Source organism: Streptomyces sp. NPDC060028 (assembly GCF_042736725.1).
Taxonomy (GTDB): Bacteria; Actinomycetota; Actinomycetes; order Streptomycetales; family Streptomycetaceae; genus Streptomyces.
In genome coordinates this window covers 59,145-81,764 of the sequence record NZ_JBHWVJ010000003.1, presented here as the reverse complement: position 1 = coordinate 81,764, position 22,620 = coordinate 59,145, and the positions used below count along the sequence as shown (strand labels likewise).

The window sequence follows — 22,620 nt, the reverse complement described above, 5'->3', positions numbered from 1 at the left end:
GCTGGAGGCAAACGGGCAGATCACGGGGTGAGGTGACGCGCATGGCTCGCAAGAAGCTCCGCCCCCACCAGCGCGAGGCCGTCGACGCCGTGGTGCGGGCGCTCCAGCTGCCCGCCGGGGGCGAGGTCCCCCGGGCGGGTCTGCGGACGCAGGTCATCATGGCGACGGGCTCCGGCAAGTCCCTGGTCGCGGTGCACGCTGCCGAGCAGATGCGGGCGGGCCGGGTCCTGGTGCTGGTTCCCTCCCTCGACCTGCTGGTGCAGACCGCGACGGCCTGGCGGGAGGGCGGCAGGACGGGGCGCGCCTTCGCGGTGTGCTCGCTGCGCGGTGAGGACGCGGGGGTGCCCACCACCACCGATCCGGCCGCGCTGGCCCGCTGGGCCGGGCGGGGGGTGGACCGGGTGACGGTGTTCGCCACGTACGCCTCGCTGGGCCTGGGCACCGTCGAGCGGGCCCATCGCGAAGGGCTGCCGGGCTGGGACCTGATCGTGGTCGACGAGGCGCACCGCACCTCGGGGCGGATCGGCAAGCCCTGGGCGGTGGTCCACGACAACAGCCGGATCCCGGCGGTCCGGCGGCTGTACATGACGGCCACGCCCCGGGTGTGGCAGGACGGCGAGGAGACGCAGGAGGGCGACGGCCCGGCGCCCAAGGGGCGGGGCGACCTCGTGGCGTCCATGGAGGACGACGCGGACGGGCCGTTCGGCGCGCGCTGTTACACCCTGACCCTCGCGGAGGCCATCGACCGGGGGATATGCGCCCCGTACCAGATCGTCTGCGTGGACGTCACCGATCCGGGGTTCCAGGCGGCCGTGCTGCTCGGTCCGGACGGGCGCTCGGACGCGGTGCGCGGGGCGCGGCTGGCCGCGTTGCAGACGGCGCTGGTGAAGGCGGCTGCCGAGCAGGGGTTTCGGCGGACGCTGGTCTTCCACCACCTGACGAGGGAGGCCGAAGCCTTCGCCGCCGGGCTGCCCGCGGTGGCGGCGCGGCTGCGGGCCGCGAACCGCTCCCCGCAGCCGGTGTATCCGCGTACCGTCTGGGCGGACTGGCTGTGCGGGCAGCACACCCCGGCGCACCGGCGGCGGGTGCTGGACGCCTTCGCGGCGTACCGGGTCGCCGACAAGGCGTTCCTCGGGAGTGTGCGGGTGCTGGGCGAGGGCGTGGACACCAAGGAGTGCGACTCGGTGTACTGGGCCGACGTACGCGGATCCATGCCCGACCTGGTCCAGGCGGTGGGGCGGGCGCTGCGGATCCGGCCCGGCGAGGGCAAGATCGCCTCGCTGGTGGTGCCGGTGCTGCTGGGGCCGGGGGAATCCCCGGAGACGATGCTGACCTCCCGTGCGTACGGGGACCTCGCTCGGCTGCTGGAGGCGCTGCGGGCGCACGACACCCGCATGGTGGAGTCGCTGGCGCAGCCGCAGGCACCGAGCCGGCGCGGGGTGCGGGGCGCGGCGGACACGGGCCTGCGGGCGGGGGCGCGGTCCCTGCTGAGCTTTTCCAGTCCCCGCGATCCGGCGCTGCTGGCGGCCTTCATCCGGCTGCGGGTGCTGCGCCCGGAGCGCGAGCACTGGCGGCGCGGGGTGGAGGCCTCCCGGATCTACGCGGGCGCGTTCGGGGACCTGAAGGTGCCGTTCGCGTACAAGGTGCCCGCGGCCGGGGAGGAGTGGCCGCCGGGGCTCGCCGGGTTCCCGCTCGGCCAGTGGATCGCGGACGCCCGGCGTACCAACCGGCGCGGGGCGCTGGGCCGGGAGCGCCGGGCGCAGCTCGACGAACTGGGAATGGTGTGGAGCCACTTCGACGTGACCTTCGAGGAGGGGCTCGCGGCGGCCCGCGGCTGGGCGGCGGAGCACGGGCACCTGCTGCCGCCGGTGGACGCCACCTGGCGCGGCTCCCCGGTCGGGGTGTGGGTCAAGAACCAGCGGGCCGCCGCCCGCCGGGAGGGGCCGGGCGCGCTGTCGGCCGAGCGCCGCGCGGCGCTGGAGGCGGTGGACCCGGCCTGGTGTCCGGCCTGGGAGATCTCCTGGCAGCGGGCCTTCCACCTGACGCGGGTGCACTTGGAGGCGGGCGGCCGGCTCCCGGGCGGACCCGGTGAGACCGTGGTGCAGGGCGAGGACCTCGGGGTGTGGCTGCGGTCCCAGCGGCAGTCGTGGGACCGGCTGACCGGGGTCCAGCGCTGGATGCTGGAGCACACCCTGGGCGTGGCCCCGGACGCCGGGGGGCCACGGCCGCGGCAGCGGCTCGGCCACGGCGCCGCGTGGGCTGCGCATCTGGAGGCGGCCCGGCGGTTCCATGCCCGCGAGCGGCATCTGTCGGTCCCCCGTACGCATGTGGAGCGGGTCGGCGACCAGGAGTTCCGCCTGGGCTCCTGGATCGCCAACCAGCGTTCCCGCGCCGCCTCCCTCAGCCCGGAGCGCGCCGGGGCGCTGACCGCGTTGGGCATGCGGTGGTCGGCGTCGGGGTGAGCGTCCTCAGTGGTGGAAGCCGGAGCGGGGTTCGGTGGCGGGCGCGGGCGGCGGGTTCACGGTGAGGTGTTCCACCGCGCGCCGCAGGTCGGCGACGAGCAGGGCGATCTGATCGCGGGTCACCCCGTGGCGGATCAGGACCCGCTGGATGACCGTGTCCTGCCGGTCGGCCGGCAGCGGGTACGAGGGCACCTGCCAGCCGCGCATGCGCAGCCGGTCGGAGAGGTCGTAGAGGCTGAAGCCGGCCGCGGCCGGGTCGGTGAGGGTGTAGGAGACGGCGGGCAGTGCGCCCTCGCCGTCGTAGAGGAGGGTGAAGGGGCCCGTCGCGGCGATCTCGCGGGCCAGGTAGCGGGCGGTGTCGGCGCAGGCCTGCTGGACGCGCCGGTAGCCGCCGCGGCCCAGGCGCAGGAAGAGGTAGTACTGGGCGATGACCTCGCCGCCGGGCCGGGAGAAGTTGAGGGCGAAGGTGGGCATGTCGCCGCCCAGGTAGTCCACGTCGAAGACGAGGTCGGCCGGCAGCAGGTCGGCGCTGCGCCAGACGATCCAGCCGACGCCGAGCGGGGCGAGTCCGTACTTGTGCCCTGAGGTGTTGACGGAGGCCACTCGCGGGAGCCGGAAGTCCCACACCACGTCGGGGTGGAGGAAGGGGGCCACGAAGCCGCCGCTCGCGCCGTCCACGTGGATGGGGACGTCCCAGCCGTGCTCGGCCTCGATCAGGTCGAGGGCGGCGGCGAGTTCGGCGACGGGCTCGTAGTCGCAGGTGTAGGTGACGCCGAGGATGGCGACGACCCCGATGGTGTTCTCGTCGACGTGCGCGGCGAGCTGATGGGGCCGCAGGCCGGTGGCGCCGGGTTCCAGGGGGACCTGACGCAGTTCGACGTCGAAGTAGCGGGCGAACTTCTCCCAGCAGATCTGGACCGGCCCGCACACCAGGTTGGGGCGGTCGACGGGGAGTCCGGCGGCGCGGCGGCGCTCGCGCCAGCGCCACTTGAGGGCGAGGCCGCCGAGCATCGCGGCCTCGCTGGAGCCGGTGGTGGAGCAGCCGGTGGCGGCGTTCGTGGCCGGGGCGTTCCACAGATCGGCCAGGATGTTGACGCAGCGGGCCTCGATCTCGGCGGTTTGCGGGTACTCGTCCTTGTCGATCATGTTCTTGTCGAGGCAGTCGGCCATCAGGCGGCGTACGCCGTCGTCGGACCAGGTGGTGCAGAAGGTGGCCAGGTTCTGGGCGGCGTTGCCGTCGAGGAGCAGCTCGTTGCGGAGCAGTTCGTAGACCACTTCGGAGGGTGAGTGGTCGTCAGGCATCCGGTCTTTGGGGAGGATCTGACCGCTCAGTACGGACGCGAACACGTCCGTGTCGGCGTCGCGGGCGTGTGTGTCCTTCGTCTTATGGAGAGCCATATCAGGACTATAGGGGAATATCACCCTTGCACCACGATGCACCTTCCGGCCGACTCCGGGTATGTGATCCCCTCCATAGGGGTGGCGCGCCGCCGAAGAAATTACTGACGAGTAGGATGTTCGCAACAGATCTTCCTGTCCGAGCCGCTGAATCCGGCCTGAACGGGAAGATCATATAAATCGTTCTATATGAAACTTATCCGATGATGTCCGGATAGCGGTCAACTGGTGCCGCCGCCCTGATAGTTCTTCGGCCATGAAGAAGATCACCCGCCGGCAGGCCTTGGGCACCACTGCCGGTGCACTCACCGTCCTCGGCATCGCAGGCGCCACCGCGCACGCCGCCACGACCGCCGACTCCCGCGCGGCCACCACACCCGTCGGCACGGTCGACGAGGTGTACCAGGGCCGGCGCATCCAGATAACCCCCGCCGCGGCGGGCGGTGGCGGCCACCACGGCGGGCACCACTCCCCCGGCATGCCCACCGTCCGGATAGACGGCCGCGAACTGCACGTGATGCAGAACGCCGACGGCACCTGGATCAGCGTGGTCAACCACTACGAAACCTTTGCCAGCCCCGCCACGCTCGCCCGCGCCGCCGTGCGGGAGCTCCAGGGCGCGACCCTCCTCCCGTTCGCCCCCATGGGAGGCACGGCATGACCGTCCGCAAGAACCAGGCCACGCTCACTCCCGAGGAGAAGCGCGCCTTCACCAACGCGCTGCTGGAGCTGAAGCGCACCGGCCGCTACGACCGGTTCGTCACCACCCACAACGGCTTCATCATGGCCGACACGGACTCGGGCGACCGGGTGGGCCACCGCTCCCCCTCCTTCCTGCCCTGGCACCGTCGCTTTCTGCTCGAATTCGAGGCGGCGCTGCAGGCGGTGGACGAGAGCGTTTCGATCCCGTACTGGGACTGGAGCGCCGACCGCACCACCCGCTCGTCGCTCTGGGCCGCCGATTTCCTCGGCGGCACCGGACGGGCCCGCGACGGGCAGGTCCTCGACGGACCGTTCGCGTACGCGACGGGCAAGTGGGACATAGCCGTACGGGTGGACGGGCGCGCCTACCTGCGCCGGGCGCTCGGCGCCGGCGTGGCCGAGCTGCCCACCAAGGCCGAGGTGGACGCGGTACTCGCCATGCCCGTGTACGACACGGCTCCCTGGAACAGCTCCTCCAGCGGCTTCCGCAACAACCTGGAGGGCTGGCGCGGAGCCAACCTGCACAACCGGGTGCACGTGTGGGTGGGCGGCCAGATGGCCACCGGCGTCTCGCCCAACGACCCGGTGTTCTGGATGCACCACGCCTTCGTGGACAAGCTGTGGGCCGACTGGCAGGCCCGGCACCCGCAGTCCACCTACCTGCCCGCCGCCGGCACCCCGAACGTGGTGGACCTGCGCGACACGATGCGGCCGTGGAACGACGTGACCCCGGCGGACATGCTCGACCACCGCAAGTTCTACACCTTCGACACCGAGCCGGCCGCGGCCAGCCAGCGGTAGTGCAGTTCGGGGCGGCCGACCTGGCCGTACCGGGGGGTCCGGCCCGCGCGGCCGGTGTCCACCAGGTGCTCCAGGTAGCGGCGGGCGGTGATCCGGGAGATCCCGGCCGCCTCGGCCGCCCCGGCCGCGGTCAGCCCCTCGGGGGCCGACCGCAGGAGCGCGGCGACCCGGTCCAGGGTCGGCGCGCTCAGCCCTTTGGGGAGTTCCGCCGGGCGCGGCGCGCGCAGGGCCGCCATCGCCCGGTCCACGTCGTCCTGCCCGGCCGCCTCGCCCGCGGCCGTCGCCCGGAACTCCGCGTAGCGCAGCAGCCGTTCGCGCAGCGTGGGGAAGGCGAAGGGCTTCAGTACGTACTGGACGACGCCCAGCGAGACGCTCTCGCGGACCACGCCCAGATCCCGCGCCGAGGTCACCACGATGACGTCGGCGGGGTGTCCGGCGGCCCGCAGCCCGCGCGCGAACCGCAGCCCGTGCCCGTCGGGCAGGGTGAGGTCGAGCAGCAGCAGGTCGACCCGGGTCCGCTCCAGGACGCGGGTGGCCTCGGCGAGCGAGTGGACGGCGCCGACGGCGGTGAAGCCGGGCACGCGGCCGACGTACAGCGCGTGCGCGTCGGCGGCGACGGGATCGTCCTCGACCACCAGCACCCGCACCTCGGGCGCACTCACGCGGACCCGCCTTCGCCCCGCGCGGCGGACTGCGCCATCGGCAGCCGTACGGTGAACTCCGCGCCCCCGCCCGGGCCTTGGGCGGCGACCACCGCTCCACCGTAGCGCTGGACCACCTGACGGACCAGTGCCAGGCCGAGGCCGCGGCCCTCGCCCTTGCCCGACCAGCCCCTGAGGAACACGTCCACCCCCTCGGGCAGCCCGGGGCCGTTGTCGGCCACCCGCAGCAGCAGCTCGTTCCCCTCGGGCCGCAGGGTCACCGCGATCCGCGCCCCCGGCACGGCGGTGACCGCGTCGGCGGCGTTGTCGATGAGGTTGCCGAGCACGGTGACCAGGTCGCGGGCCGGAGGCAGCCCGGAGCCGTCGGCGAGGCTGCGACTGTCCGGGGTGACGACCAGCTCGACGCCCCGCTCGTGCGCCTGGGCGGCCTTGCCGAGCAGCAGCGCCACGAGCACCGGCTCGCCCACGGCGCTGACGACCTCGTCGGTGAGCGCCTGGGCGAGCCTGAGTTCGGCCGTGGCGAAGTCCACCGCCTCCTCGGCGCGGCCGAGTTCGATGAGGGAGACGACGGTGTGCAGCCGGTTGGCCGCCTCGTGGGCCTGCGAGCGCAGGGCTTCGCTGAAACCGCGCTCGTGGTCCAACTCGCCGGCGAGTGACTGTAGTTCGGTGTGGTCCCGCAGGGTGACCACGGTGCCCCGGCGGCCGCCGCCGGCCACGGGCGAGCTGTTGACCACCAGGACCCGGTCGGCGCTCAGGTGCACCTCGTCCACCCGGGGCCGGTCGGCGAGCAGCGCGCCGGTGAGCGGGGCGGGCAGCCCGAGGTCGGCGACGCCGGCGCCCTTGAGCTCACCGCGCAGGCCGAGCAGTTCGCGTCCGGCGTCGTTGATGAGGGTGATCCGGCGCTGCCCGTCGAGCATCAGCAGGCCTTCGCGGACCCCGTGCAGGGCCGCCTGGTGGTAGTCGTACATCCGGCTCAGCTCGGCGGCGTTCATGCCGTGGGTGTGCCGGCGCAGCCGGGCGTTGACGACGTACGTGCCGAGGCCGCCGAGGGCGAGCGCGCCGCCCGCGACCCAGATCAGGGCGGTGAGCTGCTCGGCGAGCCGGGCACTGATCGCCCGCACCGTGATGCCGGCGCTGACCATGCCGATGACGCGGCCGCCGTCCTTCAGCGGGGTGACCACGCGGATGGAGGGGCCGAGGGTGCCGGTGTAGGTCTCGCTGAAGGTCTCGCCGCGCAGGGCGGGGGCGGTGTTGCCGAGGAAGCGCTCGCCGATGCGCCGCGGGTCGGGGTGGGTCCAGCGCCGCCCGTCCGGGGCCATGATCGTCACGAAGTCCACGCCCGAGTCGGTGCGCACCCGCTCGGCATAGGGCTGGAGCGCGGCCGAGGGGTCGGCGCCGCGTACGGATTCCCGTACGGCCGCCAGGACCGACGGGGAGTCGGCGACCGCGCGGGCCACCGCCCGGGCCTGGCGCCGGGCGGCCTCCTCGGCCTGGCCGCGGGCGGTCGCGTAGGCGAAGACGGCACATCCGGCCACGACCACGGCGACCAGCAGCACCTGCATGGCGAAGAGCTGGCCGGCGAGGCTGCGGGGCGGTCGGGGGAAGCGGAGCATGGCGTTCAGTGTGCACCCGGCCGTGAACTCAATGAACGCAAGGGTGACCGGGGTCACAAGCTCGGGCGATGGTCTCCCCGAACGTATTCACCACCAGGAGGCACCGTGGCCGCCAGGCGCGACAAGACCCACTATCTCTACATCGCTGTGATCGGCGCGGTACTGCTCGGCATCGCCGTCGGCTTCACCGCTCCCGGCGTGGCCGTGGAGCTCAAGCCGCTGGGCACCGGCTTCGTCAACCTCATCAAGATGATGATCTCGCCCGTGATCTTCTGCACGATCGTGCTGGGCATCGGATCGGTGCGCAAGGCCGCCAAGGTGGGCGCCGTCGGCGGACTCGCCCTCGGCTACTTCATGGTCATGTCCACCGTCGCGCTGGCGATCGGCCTGGTGGTGGGGAACCTGCTGGAGCCCGGCAGCGGGCTGCACCTGACCGAGGCCGTGCGGCACGCCGGCGAGGCGCAGGCCAAGGCGGGCGCCGCCGAGAGCACGCCCGAGTTCCTGCTGGGGATCATCCCGACCACCATGGTGTCCGCCTTCACCGGGGGCGAGGTGCTCCAGACCCTGCTGGTGGCGCTGCTGTGCGGGTTTGCGCTCCAGGCCATGGGCACGGCGGGCGAGCCGGTGCTGCGCGGGATCGGGCACGTGCAGAAGCTGGTGTTCCGGGTGCTCGCGATGATCATGTGGGCGGCGCCGGTGGGTGCCTTCGGGGCCATGGCGGCCGTGGTCGGGGCGACCGGCGTCGACGCGCTCAAATCGCTCGCGGTCATCATGATCGGCTTCTACACCACCTGCCTGCTCTTCGTGTTCGTGGTGCTCGGCACGCTGCTGAGGGTCTGCACCGGGATCAGCGTGTTCGCCCTGCTGCGCTACCTGGGCCGGGAGTTCCTGCTGATCCTGTCCACCTCGTCCTCGGAGTCGGCGCTGCCGCGGTTGATCGCGAAGATGGAGCACTTGGGGGTGTCGAGGCCGGTCACCGGGATCACGGTGCCGACCGGGTACTCCTTCAACCTGGACGGGACCGCGATCTACCTGACCATGTCCTCGCTGTTCGTCGCCGAGGCGATGGGCAAGCCGCTCGCACTGGGCGAGCAGATCTCCCTGCTGCTGTTCATGATCGTGGCGTCGAAGGGCGCGGCCGGGGTGACCGGCGCGGGCCTGGCCACGCTCGCGGGCGGGCTCCAGTCGCACCGGCCGGAACTGGTGGACGGGGTCGGGCTGATCGTGGGCATCGACCGGTTCATGAGCGAGGCCCGGGCGATGACGAACTTCGCGGGCAACGCCATCGCCACGGTGCTGATCGGCACCTGGACGAAGGAGTTCGACCGGGAGCGGGCCGGTGACGTGCTCGCGGGGCGGCTGCCGTTCGACGAATCCACGCTGGTCGACGACGGAGACGAATCCCCGTTGGCCGACGACGGGCACGAGGCCCCCGCCCCCGTGCCGGTCCGGTCGGCCGACGCCAAGGACGGCGTACCGGTGTGAGCGCGCGGTAGCGCAGCCGGTACGCGGCGGCGACCGGCCGGGCAGGGCTCGCCCCCACGGTGCCCCACCCGGCCGGTCTTCACATGTGCACGCCATGGTCGAGTTTCGGCCAAGCCCGGTCTGACTCTCGTGCTGTAAAAGGTACTTCCATACCGTGGCATGCATCTGACATCTTGCGTCCACCACTCGTTTCGTACGGCCCGGTAGGTGCCACCCGCACCGCCGGGTCGTCTTCGGAGGACGCATTGATACCCCACATATCCAGCCGACCTCGACGTACTCTCGTGCTGGCCGCCGCCCTCGGCGCGGCGCTGGCCTTCGGGGCTCCCGCCGCGCTCGCCGGCACGGCGCCGGTCTCTCCTTCCGGCACGGTCGTCCCGTCCGCCCCCGCCAAGGCCTCGGCCGCGGCGCCGACTTCCCAGAGTGCGACCTGGGCTGCCGGCACCCGCGCCTACCTGGTGATCACCGCCCCCGGTGACAGCTCGGCCGTCCGTTCGGCCGTCGCCGCCAACGGGGGTTCGGTCTTCTCGTACTACGACGCCATCGGCGTGATCGTGGCCCACTCCACCTCCAGCACCTTCGCGACGACCATGCGCGGGGTCAGCGGGGTCCAGAAGGTGGGTGCCACCCGCACCTCGGACGTCCCGGCCGACGCCTACAACCCGGCGCTGCCCGCCAACCCGGCGCAGTCGAGCACCGCCGCCGGCGAGCCGGTCCGCGTCGACATGAGCCAGATCAAGGCCGACCAGGCCTGGGCCGTCAACCCCGGTTCCGCCTCCGTCAAGGTCGGCATCCTCGACACCGGCGTGGACGACCAGCACCAGGACCTGGCGCCGAACTTCAACGCCGCCGACTCCGCGTCCTGCGCGTACGGCAAGGCGGACACCCGGGTCGGCGCCTGGCGGGACGTGGACACCCACGGCACCCACGTGGCGGGCACCGTCGCCGCCGCCAAGAACGGCAAGGGCGTCGTCGGCGTGGCGCCGGGCGTGAAGATCTCCTCGGTCCGCGTGGCCGAGCCCGGCAACTCGTTCTTCTTCGCCGAGAACACCATCTGCGCCTTCGTCTGGTCCGGCGACCACGGCTTCAAGGTCACCAACAACAGCTATTACACGGACCCGTGGCAGTTCAACTGCCCGGACAACATCGACCAGGCCGCCATCATCGAGGGCGTCAAGCGCGCCCAGGAGTACGCGGAGAGCAAGGGCTCGCTCCAGGTCGCCGCGGCGGGCAACGAGGACTACGACCTCGCGCACAAGACGACCGACTCGGCGAGCCCGAACGACTCGACCCCGGTCACCCGCACCATCACCAACGCGTGCATGGACATCCCGACCGAGCTCCCGGGCGTGGTCACGGTCGCGGCGAACGGCACCGGCGTCACCAAGGCCTCGTTCTCCAACTTCGGCCAGGGCGTCATCGACGTCGCGGCGCCCGGCAGCAACATCTACTCCACCGCTCCGGGCGGCGGGTACAGCACCAAGAGCGGCACCTCGATGGCCACCCCGCACGTGGTGGGCGTCGCCGCGCTCATCGCGAGCGCCAACCCGGGCATCACCCCGGCGCAGATCCGCGACAAGCTGGCCACCCAGGCCAACGACGTGGCCTGCCCGTCGGACAGCCGCTGCACCGGGACGACGGCCAACAACGGCTTCTTCGGTGAGGGCCAGGTCGACGCGCTGAAGGCGGTCGGCGCCACCCCGCCGCCCGGGAAGTACTTCGAGAACCTCGGGGACTTCGCGGTCAACGACAACGCGACCGTGGAGAGCCCGATCACCGTCAGCGGTGTGACCGGCAACGCGCCGGCCACCCTCAAGGTGGGCGTGGACATCAAGCACACCTACATCGGCGACCTCAAGGTCGACCTGGTGGCGCCGGACGGCACCGTCTACACCCTGCACAACCACACGGGCAGCGGCACCGACAACATCGCCCAGACCTACACCGTCAACGCCTCCTCCGAGGTCGCGAACGGCGTCTGGAAGCTGCGTGTCAACGACAACGCCAGCCAGGACACCGGCAAGATCGACGCCTGGAACCTGACCTTCTAGTCACGTCAGCGCCGCAGGACGTCGGCCAGCCAGTCGAAGACGACGTCGCAGTGCTGTTGTGGGGCCATCGGGGAGCAGTGCAACTGCGCCCCGGTGGCCGCCGTCAGTTTCACGTACTCGCGCCGCGAGCGGAGCAGGTCGTACATCTGCCGTGGCTGGCCCGGGTAGAACTGCTCGAAGTCGTAGTCCAGGACCAGCGTCGGAACCTTGATCCTCGGGACCACCGCGGTGACGTCGAGGCCGATCGCCGTCCGGGCCGGGGTCCACAGGTCCTTGAAGAGCCGGCCGGCGCGCGCCTCGCGCAGGGCCTCCTTCGAGAAGATCTCGAAGCGCTTCTTGACCGTGTAGGCGAGCTGCGGCGTGAGCTGCGGGACGACTTCCTCGTTCCAGGTGCGGTTGGTCCGCGCCTTGTCGGCGGTGACGACGTCGCGCAGTTCCTTGTCGAAGCCGAGCCACGGACTCAGGCATCCCGGCATGCTCACCACGGCCGCGAGGCGCGGTTCGAAGGCGGCGGCGCGGGCGACCAGGTTGCCGCCCATGCTGAGGCCGGTGAGGGCGATCCGGCTGCTGTCCACGTCCACCCGCCGCTCCAGCCAGTCGATCAGCGGGCCGACCACCTTCTCCCAGCGTGTGGTGAAGGGCAGCTCCTCCACGAAGAGCAACTGCCCCTGTCCGGGGCCGTCGTACACGAGGGCGTTCCAGCCCCGGTCCAGCGCCGCGGCCACGCCGTAGGTCCACATGTCGACGTTCTGGCCGTCACTGCCGTTGGTGAGGATCACGGTGGGGCGGGGCTCGACCGGGCCGTCGGGGTGGAAGAACCAGACCGGCAGACGGGTCGTGCCGTACGGGACCTTCGCGCGGACGGCGGCCGGGGAGCAGAGCTGGGTGAAGGTGTCCCAGGCCTCCCGTCCCGCCAGGTACAGCTCCTTCTCGTCGCCCGGCTCCGTGGTGCCCAGGACGTGGAAGAGGGCCTGGGCGTAGTACTGCGCGGCCCGCAGCGAGCGGAAGCGGCGGGTCTGCGACGGGGGTTCGTGGCCGTGCCGGCCGGCCGCCGGGAGCGCGGCGAGGCGCTCGCCCCACGAGCGGAAGGTGTCGGTGAACGACTGCTCGGACGCGCCGGCCGTGTTGATCTCGTTGACGGCGCTCAGCACCTCGCCGACCTCGGAGGCGCGCATCCCGGCGGCGCCCAAGGCGAAGAGGCCGGCGAACTCGAACCCCGGATCGGTGAAGAGCCGCATGGCTCCGGGGGCGGGATCGGGAGCCGTGGTGGAGCCCGTGGGCGCGGCCACGGCGGGCGCGGCGGCCGCGGTTCCTGCGGCCGCGGTGCCCGGGACGGCGAGGGCGCCGGCCCCCGCCGCGAGTCCGGTCAGGGCCGCCCGGCGGGAGATCCCGGACGGCCGCGGCCGGTGCGGTGTGCGAGCGTGCGTCATGGCAGGGACCGTAGAAGGCCCCCCGGCGGCTCGCCCGCCGCCACACCCGCCACTGCCCCGAACGGACCCGCGGCCCGGCCGCTACCGGGTCCGCAGTACGCAGTCCCCGCAGAAGCCGCCGCCGGGGACCTTGTAGTAGAGGCAGCAGCTGCGCCGCACGAAGGCCACGCCGAGCCCCTCCTCGTGGAGGAAGGTGCCGGTGCCCCCGAGCGGGCCGCCGTCGGCCAGCAGCCCGGCTGCCGCCTCCACCGCCGCGCCGCCGGGGACCCGGTCGATCAGCACCCGCAGCGCCCCGACGAGTGCGGAAGCGGTGTTCCCGCGCAGCACTTTGGGCGAGACGCCGAACCGCTCCCGCAGCGCCGCGTCGAGTACTTCGAGGTTGCCCAGCACGTTCTCCCCGAGCTCCCGGGCCGGGAGGTACGCCGGCTCCGGCAGCCAGAGCTGGAGCGACCCCGCGGCGGGCAGCCGCCACCACACCCGGTCGGCGGCGAGGTCGGGCACGCTCCCCGACAGCGCCGCGCAGCCCAGCCCGAGCGACCAGAGCCGGGAGGCGATCCCGAGCTGCGCGGTCGAGCCGGCCACCCGGCCCGGCCCGCTCCCGATCCGCCGCCCCACCTCGGTGACGTACGGCGCGAGTCGCCCCCCGTACAGCTCCGCCAGCGGCCGGAAGCCGGGACCGGGCGGCTCCTTCCCGTACGGCACGGCGAAGAAGGGCCCTACGGCGGCCACCTGCCCGAGCACCTCGTCCATGCCCGGATGATCTCAGGCGGTGGAGTCCCGGCGGCCCGCGGGGCCTCAGCTCCGGACGCCGGGCGAAAGGCCCTGCTTCGACGCGCCGGCCAGCCGCACCGCCGGACCCATCCCGTACGAGGCGGCCAGCAGCAGCGCCCCGAGCAGCAGCCAGCCGGGGATGCCCCACAGCAGGAGCAGCGAGGTCAGCACCAGCGGGCCCAGGGTCCGGGCGACCGGCACGCCCGTGCCGAAGAAGCCCTGGTACTGGCCGATCCGCTCGGGCGGGGCCAGCTCGAAACCGATCTGCCAGGAGCCGGCGGACTGCCGCATCTCGGCGTCCACCTGGAGCGCCGCACCCACCACGAGCACGGCCGCGGCCGCCCAGCCCGCCTCGGGCAGCGCGGAGAGGGCGAACACGGCGCACGAGGCGGCCATCACCAGCCCGGAGATCCGCAGCGCGCGCCGGGCGCTGTCCAGGTCGGTCACCGGCCGGGCGGTGCGCACCTGGAACAGCATCACGACAACGGTGTTGAGCACGAACAGCGCCGACACCAGCCAGCCGGGGGCGTTGGTACGCTCCACGATCCACAGGGGGATCGCGAGGCTGAGCAGCGGCATCCGCAGCAGCAGGACCGCGTTCAGCAGGGTCACCAGCGCGTACGGCCGGTCCCGCAGCACCGCCAGCCGCGGCTCCCCCGCCGCCCGCTCCGGCACGGGAGCCACCACCGGCAGCGACAGCAGTACGGCGGCGCAGACGAGGAAGCCGGCGGCGTCGAGCACGAACACCGCGAGGTACGCCCGCTCGGTGTCGGCGCTCAGCGCGAGGCCGCCGAGGGCCGCGCCCAGGGCCAGGCCCGCGTTGAGCACCGCCTGGAGGTGGGCCAGTACGCCGGTCCGCTCCTGCGGGGTGACGATTCCCGCGAGCAGCGCCTGCCGGGCGGCCGCCAGCCCGCACTGGGCGGTGGCGTACACGACGACGGCGGCGAGGAAGGCCCAGAAGGAGCGGATGAACAGGAAGGACGCCACCGACGCGGCGGTGGCCACCGCCAGCGCCACGGAGGTGCCGCGCGGGCCCCGCCGGTCGGCCAGCGCCCCCAGCGGCACCCCCGCAACCGATCCGATGGCCCAGGCGACCGTCAGGCCGAGGCCGATCTGGGCGGGCGAGAGACCGACCACCCGGGTGAAATAGAGCGCCGAACAGACGTAGTAGGCACCGTCTCCGACGGAATTGCTGAGCTGGGCGGCCGCCAGTCGGCGCGGCGCTCCGGGCGGGGGCAGGATCCGTATCGTCACGGCCTCATTTGATCAGCCGCAGTGGCCCCCCGGACAGGTCCAATGAAGACCGTCTCAGGTGGGCCACTCGCCGTGCCGGGCGGGCGATCAGAGCGTCGCGAGGAACTCCAGGAGCGCCTGGTTGAAGGCCTCCGGCCGCTCCACGCCCGGCAGGTGCCCGGCCCGCTCGATGACGCGGAGCACCGAGTGCGGCATCAGGGCGTGCAGGGCCTCGGCCTCCGCGACCGGGGTGTAGACGTCGTCCCGTCCGACCAGGACGAGGCAGGGCTCGGTGAGCGCGGCGAGCACCGGCCGGTAGTCGGGGCGCTCCGCCCGCCCGCGCAGGGCGGCGGCCGCGCCCTCGGGGTCGGTCGCGAGCATCATGGCGCTCACGTGCGCCGCGGCCCGCGGGTTGCCGGTCACGTTGTAGGGCGCGAGCATCTTGTCGATGGACTCCCGCGCGTACGGCCCCATGCCCTCCGCGAGCAGCCGGTCGGCGAGCTCCCGGCGGAACTTCTTGCCGTCTTCGGTCTCCGGCACGGGGGAGGTGTCGGCGAGCACCAGGGCCCGAATCCGACCCGGGTGGCGCAGCCGCGTCTCCATGGCGATCTGCCCGCCCATGGACACTCCGCCGACGACCGCCTGTTCGATGCCCAGGCGGTCGAGGAGCGCGGCGAGATCGTCGGCGAACACGGCGAACGGAGTCTTGCCGGGCACAGCCGGGTTCTCCCCGTATCCCCGCAGGTCAGGGGCGATGACGCGGTATCCGGCGGCCGTGAGGGCGGCCGTCTGGGGGGCCCACATCGTGCGGTTGAACGGATGTCCGTGGATCAGGATTACGGCCGCTCCGTCGCGGGGACCCAAGTCATCGAAAAACAGTGCCGCGCCATTGCCAAATTGGGGGTTCATGAGAGGACTTTAAGGGGCTACATTGAGCCACTCGCGTTCACCTGACAGCCCGTTGCCTTTCACCCGTGTTTTGCACGGGGGGCGACGTCAGGGACGCAGACTGTGCAACCACCCCACCGCCCAGAAGGACCGAAGGCTCCGTGCCCGTACCCGTACTCCTCGCCGGCCGCAGCGTGCGGCTCGAGCCCCTCGCCCCCCACCACACCGAGGCCCTGGCCCTGGCCGGGGCCGAGGATCGTACGACTTACGCCTTCACCCCCGTACCCCACGGCGTGCAGGCGTCCCACGAGTACATCGACCGTGCCCTCGCCGATCAGGCGGCGGGTCGATCGGTCCCGTTCGCGGTGGTCAGAGCCACCGACGGGCGGGTTGTCGGTTCGACCCGGTTCCTGGAACTGGACTACTGGCAGGGGCCGCTCGTGTGGCCCGCCGTGCCGGGGGTCCCGTTCGGCGATCCGGCCACGTCGATCCCCGATGCCGCCGAGATCGGCAATACCTGGCTGTCCCCGGGCGCCCAGGGCACCGGCATCAACACCGAGGCGAAGCTGCTCATGCTCCGCCATGCCTTCGAGACGTGGGGCGTGCGGCGCATCTCGCTGCGCGCGGACGCCCGCAACGGACGCTCGCGGGCCGCGATGGAACGGCTCGGGTTCACCTGTGAGGGGGTCCGCAGGGCCCATTCGCGGGGGCTCGACGGAGCGGTCCGCAGTACCGCCTTCTACTCGATCCTCGACGAGGAGTGGCCGGCCGTACGGTCGATCATCGAGCTGAGGCTGTCGGCGGGTGCGCAGCGCAAGCGCCGCCGCAAGACGCTCATTCCGGCGTAACGGTCCTGCGCCGGCGGCCCTCGTCCCCCGCCCTCCCGGGTGTCATCCCAGGAAGGCGGGGGCGAGGGCCGATGCCATCAGCCGGGCGGGGGCGCCGCTGCCGTCGGCCGGCACGGAGTACAGGTCGGCGCCGAAATCCCCGGGCAGCGAGTAGACCACCGTGTGGTCGTCCGTCCAGACCACCTGGTCGTCGACGCTGCGCTCCTCCGCGAGCGGGGTCTCCCGCATCGAGGCGAGGTCCAGGACGTGGAGCCGCCAGGGCGCGTCGGCCGACAGGCCCGGTACGCGCTTCTTGAACACCAGCCGGGTCCCGTCGGGCGACAGGGACGGGCATTCCAGGTTCTCGCGCAGCGTGGTCACCGTGCGCCCGGTCAGGTCTCCGCGGACCAGGTAGGTCTGGCCGCCGGTCGCGAGGGTCGCGTAGAAGGTCTTCTCGTCGGCGGCGAAGGTGACCCCCCAGAAGTTCACGTCGGCGTTGCGGTACGTCTTGCCGTCCTTGCGGATCGTGAAGTCCTCCAGGGAGGCGTCGTACTTCCCGGTGCGCAGGTCGAGCAGCGAGGTCCGGGTGGAGAAGTTCGTGCCGGCGTAGCTGTCCCCGCCCACGAAGACCGTCCAGGCGGCGAGGTGGCCGCCGGGCGAGACCCGTGCCCGGGTGGGGATGCCGGCCAGCGGGTGGCTGGCCACCTCCTTGAGGCGGGCGTCGAGGACGACGGCCTTGTAGCCGTCCTGGACCCCGCCCTTGTCGGCCTGGAGACAGACCCCGGTGCCCGCGGCGGAGTGGAAGCGCAGGCAGCTCACCCCGGAGGCGGTACGGGGCCCTTCGGGCGCGTCGGCCGGCACGCTGGCGAGCTCGTCTCGGTGCGGACCCCAGGCCATGTTCCGGAACACGATCCGCCGGCCGCCCTCGCCGGGGGTGAGCGTGAGCCCGCCCCGGGTGATCTGCGGTCCGCCGGCCTGGGGCCGGTCCTTCTCGTCGGCCCGCGAGGAGGCCCGTACGACGGCCAGCACCCCCACGGCGGCGAGCAGGACGACGGCGCAGGTGAGGATCAGGATCCGGCGGCGGAGGGTCATGGGCGGCCTTTCGGTCGGACGGGGATCGAGGCGTCGGGGATCAGGCGTCGGCAGCGCTGTCCGCGCCTGCCGGGCGGAGCCGTACGCACAGGGCGGTGGCCGCGGCCAGCAGGGCGGCGGCGACGGCGAGCGCGGGGCGGGCGCCCCACACGGTCCAGGCGGCGCCGAAGCCGATCGAGGCGGTGAACCGGGCGAGGGCCTGCCCGGTCTGGACGAGGGCGAGCCCGCCGCCGCGGTGCTCCTCGGGCACGGCTCCGGCCGCGGTGGCCATCAGCACCCCGTCGGTGGCGGCGTAGAAGCCGCCGTGGAGCAGGAGCACGGCGTAGGGCAGCGCGGGGTGGTGCCCGCCGGCGAGGAGGATCGCGTACGCGGCGAGCAGCGCGAGGTGGCCGCCGAGGAAGACGCGCCAGCGGCCGATCCGGTCGGCGAGCCGTCCGAGCGGCAGCGCGAGCAGGAAGAACGCGGCGGCGGTACCCAGCGGCAGCAGGGCGAACCAGCGGTCGGTGATCCCGGTGGTGTGCTGGAGCAGCAGGAAGACGAAGGCGTCGCTGACGGTGCACAGGCCGAGCAGCAGCGCGCACAGGCCGATCCGGCGCAGGTCGCGGCGGCGCAGCAGCCCGAGGGAGGCCCGCAGGGAGACGGGCCCGGTGCCGGAGGCGGCGGGTGTTCCCGGCGGGGGTCCCGGCCGGCGGCCCGGTACGAAGAGCACCAGCACCAGTACGCCGAGCGCGGCGACGCAGGCGCTGACGGTGAACACGGCGTCGTATCCGTCGGCGGCGCCGCGCAGGATGAGGAAGGCGAGGATCGGCCCGATCAGCGCGCCGGCGGTGTCCATGGCCCGGTGCACGCCGAAGGCCCGGCCGCGTTCCCCGGGGGCGGCGGAGAGCGAGATGAGCGCGTCGCGGGGGGCGGTGCGCAGGCCCTTGCCGGTGCGGTCGAGGGCAAGGACGGCCCCGATGGCGGGCAGGGTGTGCGCGAGGAGCAGCAGCGGCTTGCACAGCGCGGAGAGGCCGTAGCCGATCCCGGCGAGGGCCTTGTGGCGGCCGAAGCGGTCGCCGAGGTGGCCTCCGGTGAGCCGGACCAGGGCGCTGACCCCGTTGTAGAGGCCGTCGAGCAGTCCGAAGCCGAGCGGGGTGAGCCCGAGTCCGGCGACGAGGTAGAGCGGGAGCACGGCCGTGACCATCTCTGAGGAGACGTCGGTGATCAGGCTGACCGTGCCGAGGGCGAGCACCGTGGGGGCGAGGGCGGCGCGCCGCCCCGGGCGGGTGCCCGGGGCGACGGCCGTCTCGGGGGTCACGGCGGGCGCGGGTGTACCGCGACTGTCCGCAACGTACATGGTCAGGAGGCCCAGATCCCGGTGATGTCGGTGGCGGTGGCGGCGTTCCCCGCGTGGGTGGTCAGGCCGGCGAGGCCCTCCAGGGTGCGCAGCATGTCGTAGTGGTTGTAGGTGGTGCTCGACGTGGAGCCCGGGGTCACCGGCTGCCCGTAGAGGACGGTCGGGATCTTGTTGCCCGCGAGCCGGTTGTCCTCGTCGAAGGTGACGACGAGGAGGCTGTTGTGGGTCTTGGCCCAGTCCGCGTAGGCCTTGAGGTTGTTCTTGAGCCAGGTGTCGCCGGTGCCCACCGAGCAGTCGTGCATGTCACTGCACAGGTTGGGGACGACGAACGACATCTTGGGCAGGGTGGTGAAGTCCGTGGGGAACTGCGTCATGGTCTTCGCCGTGCTGGTGGGCACGTTGGAGAAGGCGAACCACGGGTTGTGCTTGCGGGCGTAGTTGCCGCTGGAGCAGGTGGTGGAGCCCTGGCTGGGCAGGGTCTCGTTGTAGCTGGCCCAGCTCTTGCCGGCGGCGATCAGCTCGGAGGCCAGGTTGGGCGCGGAGCTGAAGCCGGGCGTGTAACAGCTGTCGCCGGTCACGCCCTGGTTGGAGCCCGAGAAGAGCTGGAGGTAGTTGGGCTGGCTGGGGTGCGTGATGCCGAAGGAGTTGGTGAGGTTGGCTCCCCCGGTCTTGAGGGAGTTGATGTAGGGGGCGCTGGAGCTGCCGATGACCTGGTTGTAGGCGTGGTTCTCGAAGACCACGACGACCACGTGGTCGGGGGCGGGCAGGCCGGCCGCGTGCGCGGGCTGGGCGGCACCTGTGCCTGCCCACAGCGCGGCGCCCACGGCGCTGAGGCCGAAGGCGGTGGCGAGGGCCGTCTTACGGCGGGGCCGTGAAAGGGACATGCCAAACACGGAAGATACCTCCAGGCAGGGGGGTTTGGGGGCGGCGCGGACGCACCATACCCAGGGGCATGTGCACTGGCCAGAGATACTTGGCGAACGGAACGGGAACTCCGAAGGCCCTTTTCACATCGGGCAACGTCCTTCTCCAGGGAACGTCAAGAGAAGGAAAAATACGGAACCCATGGGCACGTACGATCATCCTTCGAACGAAAGCATGTCGACCCCGCCCCAACGGGGCAGCACCAAGCCGGAGACAACCCCACATGTCGTACTCACCCGACGGACAGCATCAGCCGTACCGGTCGGAAGGGCAGTACCAGCAGCAGCCCTACGGCGAGCCGTACGGACAGTCGTACCCGCCCCAGGGCCACCAGCACCCCTACGGGCCGCCGCAGCCGCCTTACGGTGAGCCTCCCCTTTACGGTGAGCCTCCCCTGCCCGAGGAACCCCGGCGTCGTCCGTCGCGGGTCCGGCGCTGGGTGATCGCGGGTGTCTCCGTCATCGCGCTCGCAGGCATCGCGGCGCTCGTGATGAACCACTACGAAATACCGCCCTTCACCGACAAGGGCCAGGCCGTCTCCTTCGGCAAGGCCCCCGGCGGCGCGGGGGGCACCGGAGGCGGGAGCACCGACTCCAAGCCGCCGGCCAACTCCAAGGCCCTGATGCCGACGGGTCCGATGGCCACCTTCAAGAACTCCATGACCCTGGCCGACGGCACCCACGTCGCCGTCGCCACCCTGGACGGCAAGAAGTCCGGCTTCAAGGGCCAGGTCTGGGTCTGGGCGCCCAAGGAGTACAACGACCCGAAGTTCGCCAAGAGCGGCTTCCCGGTCATGGTCGCCCTGCCCGGCGGCGCCGGTTACCCCAACAACTACTGGATGGGCACCGACCTGGGCCTCCAGAGCAGCATCAGCAAGTGGTACGGCGAGGGCAAGAGCAAGCCCTTCATCCTGGCCATGCCGGTGCTGAACCCGGCACCCGACGACAAGGGCATCTACTGGGACGGCTCCGACATCCCCGGCCAGCCCAAGATGGGCACCTGGCTGACCGATGACGTGCCGGACTTCATGAAGGCGAACTTCCGCACGGTCAAGTCCCGCGACGGCTGGGCCTTCATGGGCTCCTCCACCGGCGGCTTCGCAGGTCTGAAGGCCGTGCTGCAGCACCCCGACAAGTTCAAGGCCGTCATCGCCTCCGGCCCGGACATCGTCCCGGACTCCCCGCTGTGGAAGGGCCACGACAAGGAGAAGGCCGAGAACAACCCGGAGCTGCTCGCGAAGCAGCTCATCGACAAGAAGGGCCCGGACGTCTACCTCGCCTTCCAGGTCGGCACCGACGAGAGCAACAAGAACACCCTGCCGAACGTGCAGAAGTTCATCGCCACCTACGGCAAGGGCCCCATACACACCGACCTGAGAGTCATCCAGGGCGGCAAGCACAACGCCAAGACCTACGTGCCCAACATGGGCGAGGGACCGATCCAGTTCATCAGCAAGGTCATGGAAGGACCCGTGGAGTAACCGCCGCCTCCCACGCCTGCTTCAGCTCCGGCCCGCCGAACACCTTCGGCGGGCCGTTGCCGTCCCAGGGCGCCCAGCCCGGCTCCCCCGCGACGGCGAACCGCACCCAGGCCGCGTGCATCTCCTCGGCCAGCGACTGCGGGGCGTCCGGCCCGGCCAGCCACGCCGACTCGGGCACGGCCAGGTTGTCGAAGATGAACCCGAGCTCCAGCGCGTGGCAGGAGCCGAGGCCCGTGACCCCGGACGGCCACGCGAACTCGTACAGGAAGCTCGGCGCCGTCCGCCGCGCGCCCGCGAGCCGTCGCAGCGGGTCGCGCAGCAGCCGGTCGGTGAGCAGGTGGCCGGCCAGATCGGCCGGGCCCGCCCCGGGCAGCCCGTCGCGCAGCGCCCGTACGGCGGCCCGGTCCTTGCCGCTGCGCAGGCAGGCCAGCGCCACGGTGAGCGGGCCCAGCCGGTCCAGCAGCCGCATCCCGCCGGTGGGGGCGAGCCAGAGCCGGTACTCCTCGGTGGTCCAGCCCAGCAGCAGCGCCACGCCGCTCCCCGTGGCCGCCTCGAGCGGGTCGGCGGGGAGCGTGTCCGGGTCGGTGACCAGGCCGAAGGCCGGACCGCCGACCAGCGGGGAGGAGCGGCGCGCCGCCGCGGCCTGGGCGGCGAGCAGGTCGGGCAGGGCGGTCGCGGCGAAGGCCCCGGCGGTCGCGGGCACCTTCAGCAGCGAGGCCATCCGCCGGACCATGGTGCGCACCCCGTCGCGCGGCAGCACCTCGGGGGCCCCGCTCTGCAGGACGGCCCGGGCGAAGAGCCCCTCGGCGCGCGGGGCGGCGAGCAGAGCGCCGATGCTGATGGCCCCGGCGGACTCGCCGAAGACGGTGACGCGGGCGGGGTCGCCGCCGAAGGCCGCGATGTTGTCCCGGACCCATTGCAGGGCGGCGATCTGGTCCAGCAGGCCACGGTTGGCGGGGGCGTCGGGGAAGAGCCCGTAGCCGAGGACACCGAGCCGGTAGTTGACGGATACCAGCACCACGCCGTCGCGGGCGAAGGCCGAGCCGTCGTAGACGGGGACCGCCGAGGAGCCCCGGGTGAGGGCCCCGCCGTGGATCCACACCATGACCGGCAGCCGGGCCGCGGGGTCCGGGTCCGGGGTCCACACGTTGAGGTTCAGGCAGTCGTCCCCGGGGATCTCCGGGTCGGGCAGCAGCGCCGCGAACGTGTCCGGGTAGGGCACCTTGGGCGCGGTGGGCCCGTACGCACCCGCGTCGCGTACGCCGTCCCAGGGCTCGGGCGGAGCAGGCGCGGCGAAGCGGCGGGGCCCGACGGGCGGGGCGGCGTACGGGATGCCGCGGAAGACGGCGATCCCACCGGGCCCGGTGCGGCCCTCGACCACGCCCTGCCCGGTACCGGCCCGGGGCCGGCCGTGGTGCCTGCCGCCGACCGCTGCGCCCATCGCGTCCTCCGAGACTGAATCCTG

At 72.6% G+C, this 22,620-nt stretch carries 18 protein-coding genes; 7 read left to right on the top strand and 11 right to left on the bottom strand.

Annotated elements, in window-relative coordinates:
- Window positions 1-41 precede the first annotated feature (41 nt).
- Window positions 42-2,462 carry a Helicase associated domain protein gene (locus tag ACFWBF_RS02630; RefSeq protein WP_385594011.1) on the top strand — a complete coding sequence of 807 codons (2,421 nt, stop codon included), beginning with the start codon at window positions 42-44 and terminating at the stop codon, window positions 2,460-2,462.
- 6 nt (window positions 2,463-2,468) lie between these two features.
- Here the strand turns inward: ACFWBF_RS02630 and ACFWBF_RS02625 are convergent, their stop codons facing one another.
- Complete coding sequence (locus ACFWBF_RS02625; protein ID WP_385594008.1) at window positions 2,469-3,860, bottom strand: glutamate decarboxylase; 1,392 nt, start codon at window positions 3,858-3,860, stop codon at window positions 2,469-2,471.
- A 256-nt stretch (window positions 3,861-4,116) separates the two neighbouring features.
- Between ACFWBF_RS02625 and ACFWBF_RS02620 the strand changes: the two genes are divergently transcribed.
- A complete protein-coding gene (locus ACFWBF_RS02620) occupies window positions 4,117-4,521 on the top strand; it encodes a tyrosinase family oxidase copper chaperone (protein WP_385594005.1) in 405 nt (134 codons plus the stop codon).
- Window positions 4,518-5,363, top strand: a complete 846-nt coding sequence (locus ACFWBF_RS02615) for a tyrosinase family protein (RefSeq protein WP_385594002.1) — start codon at window positions 4,518-4,520, stop codon at window positions 5,361-5,363. Before ACFWBF_RS02620 ends, ACFWBF_RS02615 begins: the two co-directional genes overlap by 4 nt.
- Here the strand turns inward: ACFWBF_RS02615 and ACFWBF_RS02610 are convergent.
- Window positions 5,321-6,025: a response regulator gene (locus ACFWBF_RS02610; RefSeq protein ID WP_385593999.1), complete on the bottom strand. Its 705-nt coding sequence runs from the start codon at window positions 6,023-6,025 to the stop codon at window positions 5,321-5,323. The two genes, ACFWBF_RS02615 and ACFWBF_RS02610, sit on opposite strands and share 43 nt — an antisense overlap.
- Window positions 6,022-7,638, bottom strand: a complete 1,617-nt coding sequence (locus ACFWBF_RS02605) for an ATP-binding protein (RefSeq protein ID WP_385593996.1) — start codon at window positions 7,636-7,638, stop codon at window positions 6,022-6,024. The genes ACFWBF_RS02610 and ACFWBF_RS02605 overlap by 4 nt, the downstream gene beginning before the upstream one ends.
- A 105-nt stretch (window positions 7,639-7,743) precedes the next feature.
- On the opposite strand from ACFWBF_RS02605, the gene ACFWBF_RS02600 reads away from it, so the two are divergent.
- On the top strand, window positions 7,744-9,123 hold the full coding sequence (locus ACFWBF_RS02600; protein ID WP_385593993.1) for a cation:dicarboxylate symporter family transporter: 1,380 nt from the start codon (window positions 7,744-7,746) through the stop codon (window positions 9,121-9,123).
- 284 nt (window positions 9,124-9,407) lie between these two features.
- Window positions 9,408-11,174, top strand: coding sequence for a S8 family serine peptidase (locus ACFWBF_RS02595; protein WP_385593990.1), 1,767 nt, complete (start codon window positions 9,408-9,410; stop codon window positions 11,172-11,174).
- 5 nt (window positions 11,175-11,179) lie between these two features.
- Here the strand turns inward: ACFWBF_RS02595 and ACFWBF_RS02590 are convergent, their stop codons facing one another.
- The 4 genes from ACFWBF_RS02590 to ACFWBF_RS02575 all read right to left on the bottom strand — a co-directional run bounded on the left by ACFWBF_RS02590 (window position 11,180) and on the right by ACFWBF_RS02575 (window position 15,517).
- Complete coding sequence (locus ACFWBF_RS02590) at window positions 11,180-12,604, bottom strand: alpha/beta hydrolase family protein (protein ID WP_385593987.1); 1,425 nt, start codon at window positions 12,602-12,604, stop codon at window positions 11,180-11,182.
- 81 nt (window positions 12,605-12,685) lie between these two features.
- Window positions 12,686-13,354 (bottom strand): (2Fe-2S)-binding protein, encoded by a 669-nt coding sequence (locus tag ACFWBF_RS02585; protein WP_385593984.1) that lies wholly within the window; start codon window positions 13,352-13,354, stop codon window positions 12,686-12,688.
- Window positions 13,355-13,399: 45 nt separating this feature from the next.
- Window positions 13,400-14,629, bottom strand: a complete 1,230-nt coding sequence (locus ACFWBF_RS02580; protein WP_385593981.1) for an MFS transporter — start codon at window positions 14,627-14,629, stop codon at window positions 13,400-13,402.
- Between the two features lie 87 nt (window positions 14,630-14,716).
- Window positions 14,717-15,517: an alpha/beta fold hydrolase gene (locus ACFWBF_RS02575; RefSeq protein ID WP_385593977.1), complete on the bottom strand. Its 801-nt coding sequence runs from the start codon at window positions 15,515-15,517 to the stop codon at window positions 14,717-14,719.
- Between the two features lie 140 nt (window positions 15,518-15,657).
- Here ACFWBF_RS02575 and ACFWBF_RS02570 point away from each other — a divergent pair, with 140 nt between their 5' ends.
- The gene (locus ACFWBF_RS02570; RefSeq protein ID WP_385593974.1) at window positions 15,658-16,344 is read left to right on the top strand and encodes a GNAT family N-acetyltransferase; all 687 of its coding nucleotides are present in this window, start codon (window positions 15,658-15,660) and stop codon (window positions 16,342-16,344) included.
- Between the two features lie 42 nt (window positions 16,345-16,386).
- Here ACFWBF_RS02570 and ACFWBF_RS02565 read toward each other — a convergent pair whose 3' ends face one another.
- The 3 genes from ACFWBF_RS02565 to ACFWBF_RS02555 are packed head-to-tail and all read right to left on the bottom strand — an operon-like array spanning window position 16,387 to window position 19,635.
- Window positions 16,387-17,415: a TolB family protein gene (locus ACFWBF_RS02565; protein WP_385593971.1), complete on the bottom strand. Its 1,029-nt coding sequence runs from the start codon at window positions 17,413-17,415 to the stop codon at window positions 16,387-16,389.
- 40 nt (window positions 17,416-17,455) lie between these two features.
- Entirely contained in the window at window positions 17,456-18,751 is a 1,296-nt protein-coding gene (locus tag ACFWBF_RS02560) for an MFS transporter (protein WP_385593969.1), read from the bottom strand.
- Window positions 18,752-18,753: 2 nt separating this feature from the next.
- Window positions 18,754-19,635 (bottom strand): alkaline phosphatase family protein, encoded by an 882-nt coding sequence (locus ACFWBF_RS02555; protein ID WP_385593966.1) that lies wholly within the window; start codon window positions 19,633-19,635, stop codon window positions 18,754-18,756.
- Window positions 19,636-19,898: 263 nt separating this feature from the next.
- On the opposite strand from ACFWBF_RS02555, the gene ACFWBF_RS02550 reads away from it, so the two are divergent.
- Window positions 19,899-21,155: an alpha/beta hydrolase gene (locus tag ACFWBF_RS02550; RefSeq protein WP_385593963.1), complete on the top strand. Its 1,257-nt coding sequence runs from the start codon at window positions 19,899-19,901 to the stop codon at window positions 21,153-21,155.
- On the opposite strand, the gene ACFWBF_RS02545 is transcribed toward ACFWBF_RS02550, so the two are convergent.
- Entirely contained in the window at window positions 21,133-22,596 is a 1,464-nt protein-coding gene (locus ACFWBF_RS02545) for a carboxylesterase/lipase family protein (RefSeq protein WP_385593960.1), read from the bottom strand. The genes ACFWBF_RS02550 and ACFWBF_RS02545 overlap by 23 nt on opposite strands.
- Window positions 22,597-22,620 lie beyond the last annotated feature (24 nt).

Bases quoted from the DNA above. Each gene is read 5' to 3' on its own strand.
- ACFWBF_RS02630 (WP_385594011.1), top strand. From the start codon at position 42: ATGGCTCGCAAGAAGCTCCGCCCCCACCAGCGCGAGGCCGTCGACGCC.
- ACFWBF_RS02625 (WP_385594008.1), bottom strand. From the start codon at position 3,860: ATGGCTCTCCATAAGACGAAGGACACACACGCCCGCGACGCCGACACG.
- ACFWBF_RS02620 (WP_385594005.1), top strand. From the start codon at position 4,117: ATGAAGAAGATCACCCGCCGGCAGGCCTTGGGCACCACTGCCGGTGCA.
- ACFWBF_RS02615 (WP_385594002.1), top strand. From the start codon at position 4,518: ATGACCGTCCGCAAGAACCAGGCCACGCTCACTCCCGAGGAGAAGCGC.
- ACFWBF_RS02605 (WP_385593996.1), bottom strand. From the start codon at position 7,638: ATGCTCCGCTTCCCCCGACCGCCCCGCAGCCTCGCCGGCCAGCTCTTC.
- ACFWBF_RS02590 (WP_385593987.1), bottom strand. From the start codon at position 12,604: ATGACGCACGCTCGCACACCGCACCGGCCGCGGCCGTCCGGGATCTCC.
- ACFWBF_RS02585 (WP_385593984.1), bottom strand. From the start codon at position 13,354: ATGGACGAGGTGCTCGGGCAGGTGGCCGCCGTAGGGCCCTTCTTCGCC.
- ACFWBF_RS02575 (WP_385593977.1), bottom strand. From the start codon at position 15,517: ATGAACCCCCAATTTGGCAATGGCGCGGCACTGTTTTTCGATGACTTG.
- ACFWBF_RS02565 (WP_385593971.1), bottom strand. From the start codon at position 17,415: ATGACCCTCCGCCGCCGGATCCTGATCCTCACCTGCGCCGTCGTCCTG.
- ACFWBF_RS02560 (WP_385593969.1), bottom strand. From the start codon at position 18,751: ATGTACGTTGCGGACAGTCGCGGTACACCCGCGCCCGCCGTGACCCCC.
- ACFWBF_RS02555 (WP_385593966.1), bottom strand. From the start codon at position 19,635: ATGTCCCTTTCACGGCCCCGCCGTAAGACGGCCCTCGCCACCGCCTTC.
- ACFWBF_RS02550 (WP_385593963.1), top strand. From the start codon at position 19,899: ATGTCGTACTCACCCGACGGACAGCATCAGCCGTACCGGTCGGAAGGG.
- ACFWBF_RS02545 (WP_385593960.1), bottom strand. From the start codon at position 22,596: ATGGGCGCAGCGGTCGGCGGCAGGCACCACGGCCGGCCCCGGGCCGGT.